Consider the following 12,317-nt stretch of genomic DNA (forward strand, 5'->3'; position numbering starts at 1 on the left):
GCGGCCGTATTGATGTGCGATCGACGGAAAAGCACGAGCCCCACCCGGCGCCCGGTTGGATTTTCCAGTTCGATTTCACGGGCTTCCAGTGTTGCGATAGGCGGGAGGCTGTGCTAACGAACGCGCGGTCTTCGGGCGGGCCATTCTAGACGCTTTCAAGCCGTCAAGAAAATTTCCAATCCGTTCAATGCGTTGTTAAATATAGCCTGAGCGGTGCCGAAGCCCGGTAGCGCGTCTGAGAGCGAGGATCAGGTGGCGGAAGAGCAAAGTATCGTTTCAGGGGTGGCCGGGCGTTATGCTACGGCCCTTTTCGATCTGGCCCTGGAGAGCGGCACGCTGGATGCCGTCGACGCCGATCTTTCCCGTTTTTCTGCCCTCATTGCCGAAAGCGCCGATTTCGAGCGTCTCGTCAGGAGCCCGGTCTTCGCTGCCGAAGATCAGCTTCGCGCCGTGACCGCCGTCCTCGACAAGGCGGGCATTGGCGGTCTGGTCGGCAATTTCGTGAAGGTTGCGACGTCGAACCGTCGCCTCTTCGTCGTGCCGGCCATGATCGCGGACTTCAGGAAGCTTCTGGCCCGGCATCGCGGTGAAGTCACCGCCGAGGTCACCAGCGCCGAGCCGCTGTCCGACACTCATATCGCGGCCTTGAAGGATGCGCTGAAGGCGCAGATCGGCAAGGACGTCACCCTCATCCCGCAGGTGGACCCGGCCCTGATCGGCGGCCTGATCGTCAAGATCGGCAGCCGCATGATCGACACCTCGCTGCGGACCAAACTCAATTCACTCAAGATCGCCATGAAAGAGGTCGGCTGATGGACATCCGCGCCGCTGAAATCTCCGCAATCCTCAAGGAGCAGATCAAGAATTTCGGCTCCGAGGCTCAGGTTTCCGAAGTCGGACAGGTTCTGTCGGTCGGTGACGGCATTGCCCGCATCTACGGTCTGGACAATGTCCAGGCCGGCGAGATGGTCGAGTTCCCCGGTGGAACGCGCGGCATGGCGCTGAACCTCGAGACCGACAATGTCGGCGTCGTGATCTTCGGCTCCGACCGCGACATCTCGGAAGGTGACACGGTCAAGCGCACCAACGCGATCGTGGACGTTCCCGTCGGCAAGGGCCTGCTCGGCCGCGTCGTCGACGCGCTCGGCAACCCGATCGACGGCAAGGGCCCGATCGAATACACCGAGCGTCGCCGCGTCGACGTGAAGGCGCCGGGCATTATCCCGCGCAAGTCGGTGCACGAGCCGATGCAGACCGGCCTCAAGGCCATCGACGCGATGATCCCGATCGGCCGCGGCCAGCGCGAGCTGATCATCGGCGATCGCCAGACCGGCAAGACCGCCGTCGCGCTCGACGCGATCCTGAACCAGAAGCAGATCAACGCATCTGGCGACGAGTCGAAGAAGCTCTATTGCGTCTATGTCGCCATCGGCCAGAAGCGCTCGACCGTCGCGCAGTTCGTGAAGGTGCTCGAAGAGCGCGGCGCGCTCGAATATTCGATCATCATCGCCGCGACCGCGTCCGACCCGGCCCCGATGCAGTATCTGGCGCCCTTCGCCGGCTGCGCCATGGGCGAGTTCTTCCGCGACAACGGCATGCACGCCCTGATCGTCTATGACGATCTCTCCAAGCAGGCCGTCGCCTATCGCCAGATGTCGCTGCTGCTCCGCCGTCCGCCGGGCCGCGAAGCCTATCCGGGCGACGTCTTCTACCTGCATTCGCGCCTGCTTGAGCGCGCTGCCAAGCTGAATGACGACAATGGCAATGGCTCGCTGACGGCACTGCCGGTCATCGAGACCCAGGCGAACGACGTTTCGGCCTACATCCCGACCAACGTGATCTCGATCACCGACGGCCAGATCTTCCTCGAGACCGACCTGTTCTACCAGGGCATCCGCCCGGCGGTGAACGTCGGCCTTTCGGTGTCGCGCGTCGGCTCCGCCGCGCAGATCAAGGCGATGAAGCAGGTCGCCGGCCCGATCAAGGGCGAGCTGTCGCAGTATCGCGAGATGGCGGCTTTCGCCCAGTTCGGTTCCGACCTCGATGCGACGACGCAGAAGATGTTGAACCGTGGCGCCCGCCTCACCGAGCTCCTGAAGCAGCCGCAGTTCTCGCCGCTTCAGGTCGAGGAGCAGGTCGCGGTGATCTTCGCCGGCGTGAACGGCTATCTTGATCCGCTGCCGGTCAACAAGGTCGGCGCGTTCGAGGCTGGCCTGCTCGCTCTGCTGCGCACCGAGCACAAGGACCTGCTCGAGGCGATCCGCACCAAGCGCGAGCTCAACGACGAGATCCGCACGAAGCTCAAGGCGACGCTCGACGCGTTCGCCAAGAACTTCGCCTAAGAGCTCTTAGTGTCGGGCCGGATCGCACGACGCGATCCGGCATGTATTCCGCTCGTCAGGGACGGTCATGCCGAGCCTCAAGGAACTTAGAAATCGCATCGCTTCCGTAAAGGCGACGCAGAAGATCACCAAGGCCATGCAGATGGTGGCTGCGGCGAAGCTTCGCCGTGCCCAGGCTGCGGCCGAGGCGGCCCGCCCCTATGCCGAGCGGATGAGCGCGGTTCTGGCCAATGTCGCCGCCGGCGTCGCCGGTCAGGCCGACGCGCCGCGCCTGCTCGCCGGCACGGGTTCGGACCAGACGCATCTTCTGATCGTCTGCACGGCCGAGCGTGGTCTTTGCGGTGCGTTCAATTCGTCGATCTCGCGTCTCGCACGCGAGCATGCCCTCGCGCTGCAGCGCGCCGGCAAGACGGTGAAGATCCTCTGTGTCGGCAAGAAGGGCTATGATTCCCTCCGCCGGCAGTTCCAGAAGGAAATCATCGAGCTGATCGAGCTTCGTTCCGTGAAGCAGATTGGCTTTGCGAATGCCGACGCGATCGGTCGCAAGGTCCTCAGCCTCTACGCCGAGGGACAGTTCGACATCGCGACCGTGTTCTACGCCAAGTTCCGCTCGGTCATCCAGCAGATCCCGACCGCGCAGCAGCTCATTCCCGCGCAAGTTCCGGCCAACGACAATGTCGCCGCCGGCACGACCGCACTCTACGAATACGAGCCGGACGAGGCCTCGATCCTCGAAGACCTGCTGCCGCGCAATATCTCGGTCCAGATCCTCGGCGCGCTCCTTGAGAACGTCGCCTCCGAGATGGGCGCCAAGATGTCGGCGATGGACAGCGCGACGCGCAACGCCGGCGAGATGATCAAGAAGTACACGCTGCGCTACAACCGCACGCGCCAGGCGATGATCACCAAGGAACTGATCGAGATCATTTCGGGCGCCGAGGCGCTCTGACCGGATTTTTGGAAGGCTAGAACACCATGGCGAATACCACCAATCAGAAGGCCGAATCCGGCCGCATCACCCAGGTCATCGGCGCCGTCGTCGACGTGCAGTTCGAAGGTCATCTGCCGGCCATCCTGAACGCGCTCGAGACCAGCAATAACGGCAACCGCCTCGTTCTCGAGGTTGCCCAGCACCTCGGCGAATCGACGGTCCGCTGCATCGCCATGGACGTCTCCGAAGGTCTGGTCCGCGGCCAGCCCGTTCGCGATACCGGCGTTCCCATCCAGGTTCCGGTCGGTGTCGGCACGCTCGGCCGCATCATGAACGTGATCGGCGAGCCGATCGACGAAGCCGGCCCGGTCGAGGCCGAAGGCCTGCGCCCGATCCACGCGCCCGCCCCGACCTATTCGGAGCAGTCGACCAATGCCGAGATCCTGCTGACGGGCATCAAGGTTGTCGACCTGCTCGCGCCCTACGCCAAGGGCGGCAAGATCGGCCTGTTCGGCGGCGCCGGCGTCGGCAAGACCGTGCTGATCCAGGAGCTGATCAACAACGTCGCCAAGGTTCACGGCGGCTATTCGGTGTTCGCCGGCGTTGGCGAGCGCACCCGCGAAGGCAACGACCTCTATCACGAGTTCATCGATTCCAAGGTGAACGCCGACCCGCACAATCCCGATCCGGCCGTCAAGTCGAAGTGCGCGCTGGTGTTCGGCCAGATGAACGAGCCGCCGGGCGCCCGCGCCCGCGTCGCGCTGACCGGCCTGACCGTCGCCGAGCATTTCCGCGACCAGGGCCAGGACGTGCTGTTCTTCGTCGACAACATCTTCCGCTTCACGCAGGCGGGTTCGGAAGTGTCGGCGCTTCTCGGCCGTATTCCTTCGGCCGTGGGCTATCAGCCGACGCTGGCGACCGACATGGGCCAGTTGCAGGAGCGCATCACCACGACGACCAAGGGCTCGATCACGTCCGTGCAGGCGATCTACGTGCCGGCCGACGATCTGACCGACCCGGCGCCGGCCACCTCCTTCGCTCACCTTGACGCCACGACCAACCTGTCGCGCGCGATCTCGGAAAAGGGCATCTATCCCGCCGTGGATCCGCTCGACTCGACCTCCCGCATGCTGTCCCCGGCCATCGTCGGCGAAGAGCATTATGCGGTTGCCCGTCGCGTGCAGCAGATCCTGCAGCGCTACAAGGCGCTCCAGGACATCATCGCGATCCTGGGCATGGACGAGCTCTCGGAAGAGGACAAGCTCACCGTCGCCCGCGCCCGCAAGATCGAGCGCTTCCTGTCGCAGCCCTTCGACGTCGCCGAGGCCTTCACCGGCCAGCCGGGCGTCCAGGTGCCGATCGCCGACACCATCAAGGGCTTCAAGGGCCTTTGCGACGGCGATTATGATCACCTGCCCGAGGCTGCCTTCTACATGGTCGGCACCATCGAGGACGCGATCGCCAAGGCGAAGAAGCTCGCGGCTGCGGCCTGATCGCCCGACGACAAGAGGTAAGTTTCCATGGCCGATCCGTTCCCGTTCGAACTCGTCTCGCCCGAGCGTCTGCTCCTCTCGGAGCAGGTCCTCTCGGTTGTCGTGCCGGGATCGGAGGGCGAGTTCGAGGTTCTGAAGAACCACGCGCCCTTCATGGCGACCATCAAGCCCGGCGTCGTCACGGTGACGCCGGCCAGCGGAGCGGCCCAGCGCTTCTTCGTTCGCGGCGGCTTCGCCGACATCAATGCGAACGGCCTGACCATCCTCGCCGAGCAGGCCATTCCGGTGGAAAGCCTGAATGCCGAGCGCATCGCAGCCGAAATTCGCGATGCCGAGGAAGATCTGGCTGACGCGACCGACGATGTGACGCGCACCGCGGCTGCGACCAAGCTGGCCCAGTTGAACGACGTCAAGACCGCGCTCGGCCACTGAGCCAGCGCCGTTCGGCAAACTCAGACGATCAAAACCCGCCCCCATCCGATGATGGCGGCGGGTTTTTTTATTGGCGTCGCGCCGGATCAACGGGCGCCGACGATCGCCGCGATCACGCCATTCGCCATGCCGATCATGAAATACTGGTTGCCCTGCTCGACCCAGCGATAGCCGCGCGGCGGCTGCTTCAGGTGGTGGTGGCGATAGTCTACGTCCCTGCCCCACTGGTTCCTCGGCATGCGCTGACCCTGCTGCCAACGCTGCTGCGGCTTGCCGTAGCGGCTGCGATCATCATGGCCACGGACATGGTCCTGCCCCCGTACATCCCCCGGGCGACCGGGCTGGCCGCGATCGCTCTGCGACCATGATTGCGGCTGCGCCGGGCCGCGATAGGATTGGGCATTGGCGGCCGGAACGGAGAGCATCGCCAATGCGACCGGGATGAGAAGAAGGCGTTTCATGGGGGGCTCCTTGGGTTGCCGATGAGCCCCTTCTATCAATCGTAGGATGAACTCAAACTGAATGGCTGCCTTACTCTCCGTTCAGGCTCGTCCGCCGAATCCCTCGCAATGTCCGCGACATCCGCCGCCAGATGGCGCGCGGCCATGCCGCCTGCCGATCACGCGGCCAGATGGCGGAAGGCAGCGACGACCTGCTCATAGACCTTGCGCTTGAACGGCACGATCAGGCTCGGCAGAACCTCCAGCCGCTCCCAGCGCCACGAGATGAACTCCGCCTCGTGCTTGCCGCCACCGGGATTGAGTACGTCGATTTCGGGCTCGTCGCCCTCGAAGCGGAAGGCGAACCATTTCTGCCGCTGGCCGCGAAACTTGCCCTTAAGGGCGATCCCGACCAACTCGGGCGGCAGGTCGTAGTCGAACCAGCCCTCGGCCTCGGCGAGCAGCGAGACCGACTTCATGCTGGTCTCTTCATAGAGCTCGCGCAGCGCTGCCGGCAGCGGCGCCTCGCCCTCGTCGATACCACCCTGCGGCAGCTGCCAGACCGGATCGCCCGGCGCGAGCTCCGCATTGGGCGAGCGCTCGCCAATCCAGACGAGGCCATCGCGGTTGAACACGGCCGTCCCGACGCAGGGCCGATAGGGCAACGTATTGGGATCGACGAGCTTCTTCTTCGACATGGGCATGATCCGCCGAGCAAGTCATGGGAGATGAGCGCAGCGGCCACGTCCGGCCAGGCTGCGCCCGACAGAAAAACGGCGCCCCGGGGGGCGCCGTCCTGATCAGTTCGGAACCACCGTCTTGGGGTCCGGCGGGAAGGCGCTGTTGACGATGACGCCGTTCAGCAGGTCGAGCGCCTGATGCAGCTGCTTGTCGTCCTTCTCGTCCGGCGGGACATAGGCCTGCGAACCACCGCCCTCGGCGCCACCGGCCTCGTTGGTCAGATGGCCCTTGAGCGAGGCCTCGCCCTTGGTGTCCGTCACCTGGTCCTTGAGCTCCGGCGGCAGGTCCTGCAGCACCTGGATATCCGGATCGATGCCCTTGGCCTGGATCGAGCGGCCGGCCGGCGTGTAGTAGCGCGCCGTCGTCAGGCGGATCGCACCGTTCGAGCCGAGCGGAATGATCGTCTGCACCGAACCCTTGCCGAAGGAGCGCGAGCCGAGAATGGTCGCGCGCTTCTGATCCTGCAGCGCGCCGGCCACGATCTCGGACGCCGAAGCCGAACCGCCATTGATCAGCACGATCACCGGCTTGCCGTCGGTCAGGTCGCCGTCGCGCGCGTCATAGCGCGTGTTCTGGTCGGCATGGCGGCCCTTGGTCGCGACGATCTCGCCGTGATCGAGGAACGTGTCGCCAACCGCGACCGCCTGATCGAGCAGGCCGCCGGGATTATTGCGCAGATCGAGGATGTAGCCCTTGATCTTGTCCTTGCCGATCTGGTCCTGCAGCTTGGCGATCGCCGTCTTCAGCCCGTCGAAGGTCTGCTCGTTGAAGCTGGAGATGCGGATATAGCCGACATCGCCCTCGACGCGCGACTTGACGGACTGGATGCGGATCACGTCGCGCACGACCTTCACGTCGAAGGGCTTCTCGATGCCCTTGCGCTGGATCTGCAGCGTGATCGGCGTGTTGACCGCACCGCGCATCTTCTCGACGGCCTGGTTCAGGTTGAGGTTCTGGACCGGCTCGCCATCGATCGAGACGATCAGGTCGCCCGCCTGGATGCCGGCCTTGGCAGCCGGGGTATCGTCGATCGGGGAGACGACCTTGACGACGCCGTCCTCCATCGTGACTTCAATGCCCAGCCCGCCGAATTCGCCGCGGGTCTGGACCTGCATGTCCTTGAAGTCTTTGGGGTTCATGTAGCTCGAATGCGGATCGAGCGATGTCAGCATGCCGTTGACGGCCGCCTCGATCAGCGCCGCGTCGTCGGGCTGCTCGACATAGTCGGCCCTGACCCGTTCGAACACGTCGCCGAACAGATTGAGCTGCCGATACGTGTCGGACACGGCCGCGTGCGCCACACCCGGAATCAGGTTGGGAACCTGAGTAAAGGTGAGCGCCGCCGTCGCGCCGATGATCGTACCGGCCAGAAGAAGCGAAGCATTACGAATCATCCGCCAACCTTTTCGTCGTTGGATCGGGCCCACCATGGGGCCGGGTCGATCGAGGTACCGTCTTTTCTGAATTCGACATAGAGCACCGGCTGCGTCGCGCCAACTCCCGCGACACTATTCGTAGCGAGCAAACGCGATCCCATGACCGCCACAGGCTCGCCCGCGAGCACGAACTGTCCAAGTTCGACGTCGATCCGCTCCATCCCTGCCAGAAGGATATGATATCCGCCGCCGGCATTGATGATCAAGAGTTGTCCATAGGAACGGAACGGCCCGGCATAGACCACCCAGCCATCGGCCGGCGACGAGACGCCGGACCCGGCACGGGTCGCGATCGAAAGGCCCTGCGTCGTGCCGCCGAGGCCGTCCGCATCGCCGAAATTCTTGAGCGCGACGCCGCTGACGGGCTTAGGCAGCAGCCCCTTGGCATCGGCGAAGGCGACAGCGGGCGCGATGCGGTCGGCAGCACCCAGGCTGTCGGGATGGCGCGAAGCCGTGCCGGAATCGATTGCGGCCTGGTTCGCGGCCTCCGCGCGCCGCGCGGCCTCGGCCGCATTGGAAGCGGAGGCGAGCTGTTCCTCGAGGCTGGCGATCAGGCCCTTCAGATCGGTCGCCCGCTTGGCGAGCTCTTCCGAATGCTGCTGCTCGGAAACGAGCTGTTCCTCCGACGAGGCGCGCGCCTTGCGCTTTTCCTCGACGAGGATCTCGATCCGCGTGCGCTCTTCGGCAAGCGCCGTCGCGTCGGCGCGCATGCGGTCGCGCTCGCGCTGCTGCTCGCTCTTCAGCGCCACGAGATGCTGGAGGTCGTCGGCAAGCTTTCCCGCCTCGCTCCGCAGTTCGGGAACCACGGCACCGAGCAGCATGGCGCTGCGAACGGCGGAAAGGGCATCCTGAGGCCGGACGACGATCGCGGGCGGCGGTTTACGCCCCATACGCTGCAACGCCGCCAGCACGTTCGCCAGGACATTGCGCCGCGCTGCGAGCGAAGCGTGCACGTCCTTCTCCTCGTCGAGCAGGCTCCCCATGCGCTGCTCGGCCTCGTCGACCTTCTTCTCGAGCTGCTGCGCCCGGTCGCTGGTGTCGATGAGGGTCTGGTTCAAGGAGGCCCGATCCTGGTCGAGCTTGGCCATCTCCGCCTGGAGGGCGGCCTGCCGCTCCTGGGTGACCTCGATATCATGGGTGATAGCGTCGAGCTCGGCGCGCCTCGCGCTGCGCTGCTCCTGCGTCCTGGCGACCGCGTCGGCGGCCGGCACCGGAGCGGCCGAAACAGGGGCATCGGGCGCGGCGCCCTGTGTCTGGTCGACCGCGAACGCCTCTCCCGCCGGAACCATGGCTGCAGCCGCCGCCGCGAGCATCGCGGCAACAGGCAAGCTCAGCGAAGAAAGAGAGGTTCGCAGCAAGTGAATCGGCCCGGCGTGGTCGACAACCACGAAAACAGCAGCTTTGGCTTCAAAGCATTAACGATGCGTCAACCATCGCACAAAGCCAGTCTATGGGCCGATTACGGCCGAAGCGCGGCCGCTCAATCGCGGTGATAGGGGTGCCCGGACAGAATCGTCATGGCGCGATAGATCTGCTCTGCGAGAAGAAGCCGCACGATCTGGTGCGGCCATGTCATCGCGCCGAAGGCCAGCAGATCGTCGGCGCGCCTGCGGACCGCCTCGCCATGGCCGTCGGCACCACCGATCGCGAAGACGAGGTCGCGCTGGCCCTGGTCACGCCAGGCGCCGAGGCGCTTGGCGAACTCCTGGCTGGTCTGCGTCGGGCCGCGCTCATCGAGCACGACGAGGCGCGCCCCATCCGGCAGGGCGGAGATCAGCGCCGCGCCTTCCTGGACCATGCGATCCTCGCCGCGCCCGGCGCGGCTCTCGGGAAATTCGCGCACGGCCATGGTCAAGCCAAGCGAACGGCCGGCCTGGCCGGCGCGTTCGACATAGCGCTCCACGAGCGCGCGATCAGGGCCGGCCTTCAGCCGGCCCACAGCTGCCAGAGTAATTCGCATCGGAGGTCTCTATCAGACCTCGACAGCCTCCGGAACCGTGCGCTGTGTCGTCGCCTTCGGCGGATCGGCGGACCACATCTTCTCGAGATTGTAGAAGGTGCGGACCTCGGGCCGGAAGACATGGACGATGACATCGCCCGCGTCGATCAGCACCCAATCGCAATGAGGCATGCCTTCGACGCTGCCGACGCGGCAACCCGCCTCGGCCAGATCGCGGCTCAGATGGTCCGCGATCGCGCCAACATGCCGTTGCGATCGGCCCGTGGCCACGACCATATGGTCGGCCAGCGCCGATTTTCCCGCAATGTCGATCGAGATGATGTCCTCGGCCTTCGAATCGTCGAGGCTTTCCAGGACTGCTTTGAGAACGTCGTTCGCCGCAATCTGCCGGCGCACGGCCGTCCGGTGAGGAACGCGGTCAGCCGCGGCCTCAGTTTGAATTGCCGTCGTCAGTGGTCGTTCCTTTCGCCATAGGGCGCATCGGGCCTTTCATTGGCCGCAACCAAGGCTCTCCCGCGGCTGATACGCACCGCTGAGCTTAAAATAGGCACGACGCGGTGAAGCTTTCAAGACGGCACGTTTTCCTTGTGCCGTGCGGCGCGGAGCGCCGTCGAGGACAAGGCGACGCGCGGACCGTGCAGAAAGGTCCAGGCGGGCGCCTCAAGGTCGGGCAGGAGGGTGGCATCCTGCTCGTCGATCCGCCAGCGCGCGAGCGCCACGGCGGCCGGGGCCGCCGGTCCGCGAAATGTGCTGCCGGGGCGATCATAGACGGCGATCGGCATCAGGCCGGCGATGCGCCGCCAGTCGCGCCAGCGGTGAAACTGGCGCAGATTATCGGCGCCCATGATCCAGACCAGCTTGACGCCGGCAAGGCGCTGCGACAGCAGCGAGAGCGTATCGGCGGTATAGCGCGTGCCGAGCGTCGCCTCGACCGCCGTGATGCGGATGCCCGGATGGCCGGCGACGATCGCCCGCGCGGCGGCGATGCGGCGGCCGAGATCGCCGGGCTCGCGATGCTTCAGCGGATTGCCGGGCGTCACCAGCCACCAGACCTGATCGAGCTGCAGCCGGCGCAGCGCCATCAGGCTGACCATGACGTGGCCGGCATGCGGCGGATCGAACGAGCCGCCGAAGAGGCCGATCCGCTGGCCCGGCAGCGCGAGCGGCAGCTTCAGCGCCGAACGCAGCGCCGGATCGGCGTGATCATCGAGATGGACCCGCTGACCATGGACCGGCTTGAGGAAGCTCACGGCCGGGTCTGCCCCGTGCCGTGGACGCGATATTTGAACGAAGTCAGTTGCTCCAGCCCGACGGGACCGCGCGCATGCATGCGGCCGGTGGCAATCCCGATCTCGCCGCCGAAGCCGAACTCGCCGCCATCGGCGAATTGCGTCGACGCATTGTGCACGGTGATCGCCGAATCGACCTCGCTCAGGAAGCGCGCGGCGGCTTCCGCATCCTCGGTGATGATCGCATCGGTGTGGTGCGAGCCATAAGTCTCGATATGGGCGACGGCCTCGTCGAGGCCGTCGACGATCTTCACGGAGATGATCGCGTCGAGATATTCGGTCGACCAGTCGGCTTCGAGCGCCGGCGTCGCCTCGGGAATACGGCGGCACACCTCCGCATCGCCGCGAATGGCGCAGCCGGCGGCGATCAGCGCGCGCACGACCGGCACGAGATGGCTCTCGACGGCCGAGCGATCGATCAGCAGCGTCTCGGTCGCGCCGCAGACGCCCGTCCGCCGCATCTTGCCGTTGACGAGCAGCGACTTCGCCATGTCGAGATCGGCGGACCCGTCGACATAGACATGCACGATCGCCTCGAGATGGGCGAAGACCGGCACGCGCGCTTCCTCCTGGACGCGGGCGACGAGGCTCTTGCCGCCACGCGGCACGATGACGTCGATCGCGCCGTCGAGGCCCTTCAACATGGCGCCCACGGCCGCACGGTCGCGCGTCGGCACGATCTGGATCGCATCGCCGGGGAGCCCGGCAGCGACGAGCCCCTCGACCAGCGCCTCGTGGATCACCTGCGAGGTGCGGAACGAATCCGAGCCGCCGCGCAGGATCACGACATTGCCGGCCTTGAGGCAGAGCGCGCCGGCATCCGCGGTGACGTTCGGCCGGCTCTCATAGATGACGCCGATCACGCCAAGCGGCGTGCGCACGCGCTCCATGTGCAGCCCGTTCGGACGGTCCCACGAGGATGTCACTTCGCCGACGGGATCGGGCAAGGCCGCGATCGCCTCGACGCCGGCCGCCATGCCCTCTATCCGGGCCGGCGTCAGCGTCAGCCGGTCGAGAAAGGACGGCGCCGCATTGTCCGATTTCATGCCCGCGACATCTTCGGCATTGGCGGCAAGGATGGCCGGAACCTTGGCCCGGATCGCGGCGGCCATGGCCATCAGCGCGTTGTTCTTCGCCTCGGTCGGCGCCATCGCCATCTGCCGTGCAGCGGCGCGGGCACGGCGGCCCATGTCGCGCATGATGGCGGCGACGTCGTCGGTCTTGATCGTGGCAAGGGCGGCCGTCATCTCGCT

At 65.7% G+C, this 12,317-nt stretch carries 13 protein-coding genes; 5 read left to right on the plus strand and 8 right to left on the minus strand.

Annotated features, from left to right (window positions below; all coding sequences use genetic code 11):
- Positions 1-252 precede the first annotated feature (252 nt).
- The 5 genes from QO014_RS08125 to QO014_RS08145 all read left to right on the plus strand — a co-directional run bounded on the left by QO014_RS08125 (position 253) and on the right by QO014_RS08145 (position 5,198).
- Positions 253-813, plus strand: coding sequence for a F0F1 ATP synthase subunit delta (locus tag QO014_RS08125; protein ID WP_266348180.1), 561 nt, complete (start codon positions 253-255; stop codon positions 811-813).
- Positions 813-2,342: a F0F1 ATP synthase subunit alpha gene (gene atpA, locus QO014_RS08130; RefSeq protein ID WP_266348181.1), complete on the plus strand. Its 1,530-nt coding sequence runs from the start codon at positions 813-815 to the stop codon at positions 2,340-2,342. The genes QO014_RS08125 and atpA overlap by 1 nt, the downstream gene beginning before the upstream one ends.
- 67 nt (positions 2,343-2,409) lie before the next feature.
- The gene (locus QO014_RS08135; protein WP_266348182.1) at positions 2,410-3,291 is read left to right on the plus strand and encodes a F0F1 ATP synthase subunit gamma; all 882 of its coding nucleotides are present in this window, start codon (positions 2,410-2,412) and stop codon (positions 3,289-3,291) included.
- Between the two features lie 26 nt (positions 3,292-3,317).
- Entirely contained in the window at positions 3,318-4,766 is a 1,449-nt protein-coding gene (gene atpD / locus QO014_RS08140) for a F0F1 ATP synthase subunit beta (protein ID WP_266348183.1), read from the plus strand.
- A gap of 27 nt (positions 4,767-4,793) precedes the next feature.
- Positions 4,794-5,198, plus strand: coding sequence for a F0F1 ATP synthase subunit epsilon (locus QO014_RS08145; protein ID WP_266348184.1), 405 nt, complete (start codon positions 4,794-4,796; stop codon positions 5,196-5,198).
- An 86-nt stretch (positions 5,199-5,284) separates the two neighbouring features.
- On the opposite strand, the gene QO014_RS08150 is transcribed toward QO014_RS08145, so the two are convergent.
- The 8 genes from QO014_RS08150 to QO014_RS08185 all read right to left on the minus strand — a co-directional run bounded on the left by QO014_RS08150 (position 5,285) and on the right by QO014_RS08185 (position 12,311).
- A complete protein-coding gene (locus tag QO014_RS08150; protein ID WP_266348185.1) occupies positions 5,285-5,659 on the minus strand; it encodes an RcnB family protein in 375 nt (124 codons plus the stop codon).
- Positions 5,660-5,817: 158 nt separating this feature from the next.
- On the minus strand, positions 5,818-6,336 hold the full coding sequence (locus QO014_RS08155; RefSeq protein ID WP_266348186.1) for an RNA pyrophosphohydrolase: 519 nt from the start codon (positions 6,334-6,336) through the stop codon (positions 5,818-5,820).
- Between the two features lie 102 nt (positions 6,337-6,438).
- Positions 6,439-7,773, minus strand: coding sequence for a S41 family peptidase (locus tag QO014_RS08160; protein ID WP_266348187.1), 1,335 nt, complete (start codon positions 7,771-7,773; stop codon positions 6,439-6,441).
- Positions 7,770-9,104 carry a murein hydrolase activator EnvC family protein gene (locus QO014_RS08165; protein ID WP_266348188.1) on the minus strand — a complete coding sequence of 445 codons (1,335 nt, stop codon included), beginning with the start codon at positions 9,102-9,104 and terminating at the stop codon, positions 7,770-7,772. The genes QO014_RS08160 and QO014_RS08165 overlap by 4 nt, the downstream gene beginning before the upstream one ends.
- Positions 9,105-9,295: 191 nt before the next feature.
- Positions 9,296-9,775, minus strand: a complete 480-nt coding sequence (gene rlmH / locus QO014_RS08170; RefSeq protein WP_266348189.1) for a 23S rRNA (pseudouridine(1915)-N(3))-methyltransferase RlmH — start codon at positions 9,773-9,775, stop codon at positions 9,296-9,298.
- A gap of 12 nt (positions 9,776-9,787) precedes the next feature.
- Positions 9,788-10,228, minus strand: coding sequence for a ribosome silencing factor (gene rsfS, locus QO014_RS08175; RefSeq protein WP_370877119.1), 441 nt, complete (start codon positions 10,226-10,228; stop codon positions 9,788-9,790).
- 113 nt (positions 10,229-10,341) lie between these two features.
- Positions 10,342-10,962 carry a nicotinate-nucleotide adenylyltransferase gene (locus tag QO014_RS08180; RefSeq protein WP_266348610.1) on the minus strand — a complete coding sequence of 207 codons (621 nt, stop codon included), beginning with the start codon at positions 10,960-10,962 and terminating at the stop codon, positions 10,342-10,344.
- Between the two features lie 59 nt (positions 10,963-11,021).
- Positions 11,022-12,311 (minus strand): glutamate-5-semialdehyde dehydrogenase, encoded by a 1,290-nt coding sequence (locus QO014_RS08185; RefSeq protein WP_266348191.1) that lies wholly within the window; start codon positions 12,309-12,311, stop codon positions 11,022-11,024.
- Positions 12,312-12,317 lie beyond the last annotated feature (6 nt).

Source organism: Kaistia dalseonensis (genome assembly GCF_030814715.1).
Lineage (GTDB): Bacteria > Pseudomonadota > Alphaproteobacteria > Rhizobiales > Kaistiaceae > Kaistia > Kaistia dalseonensis.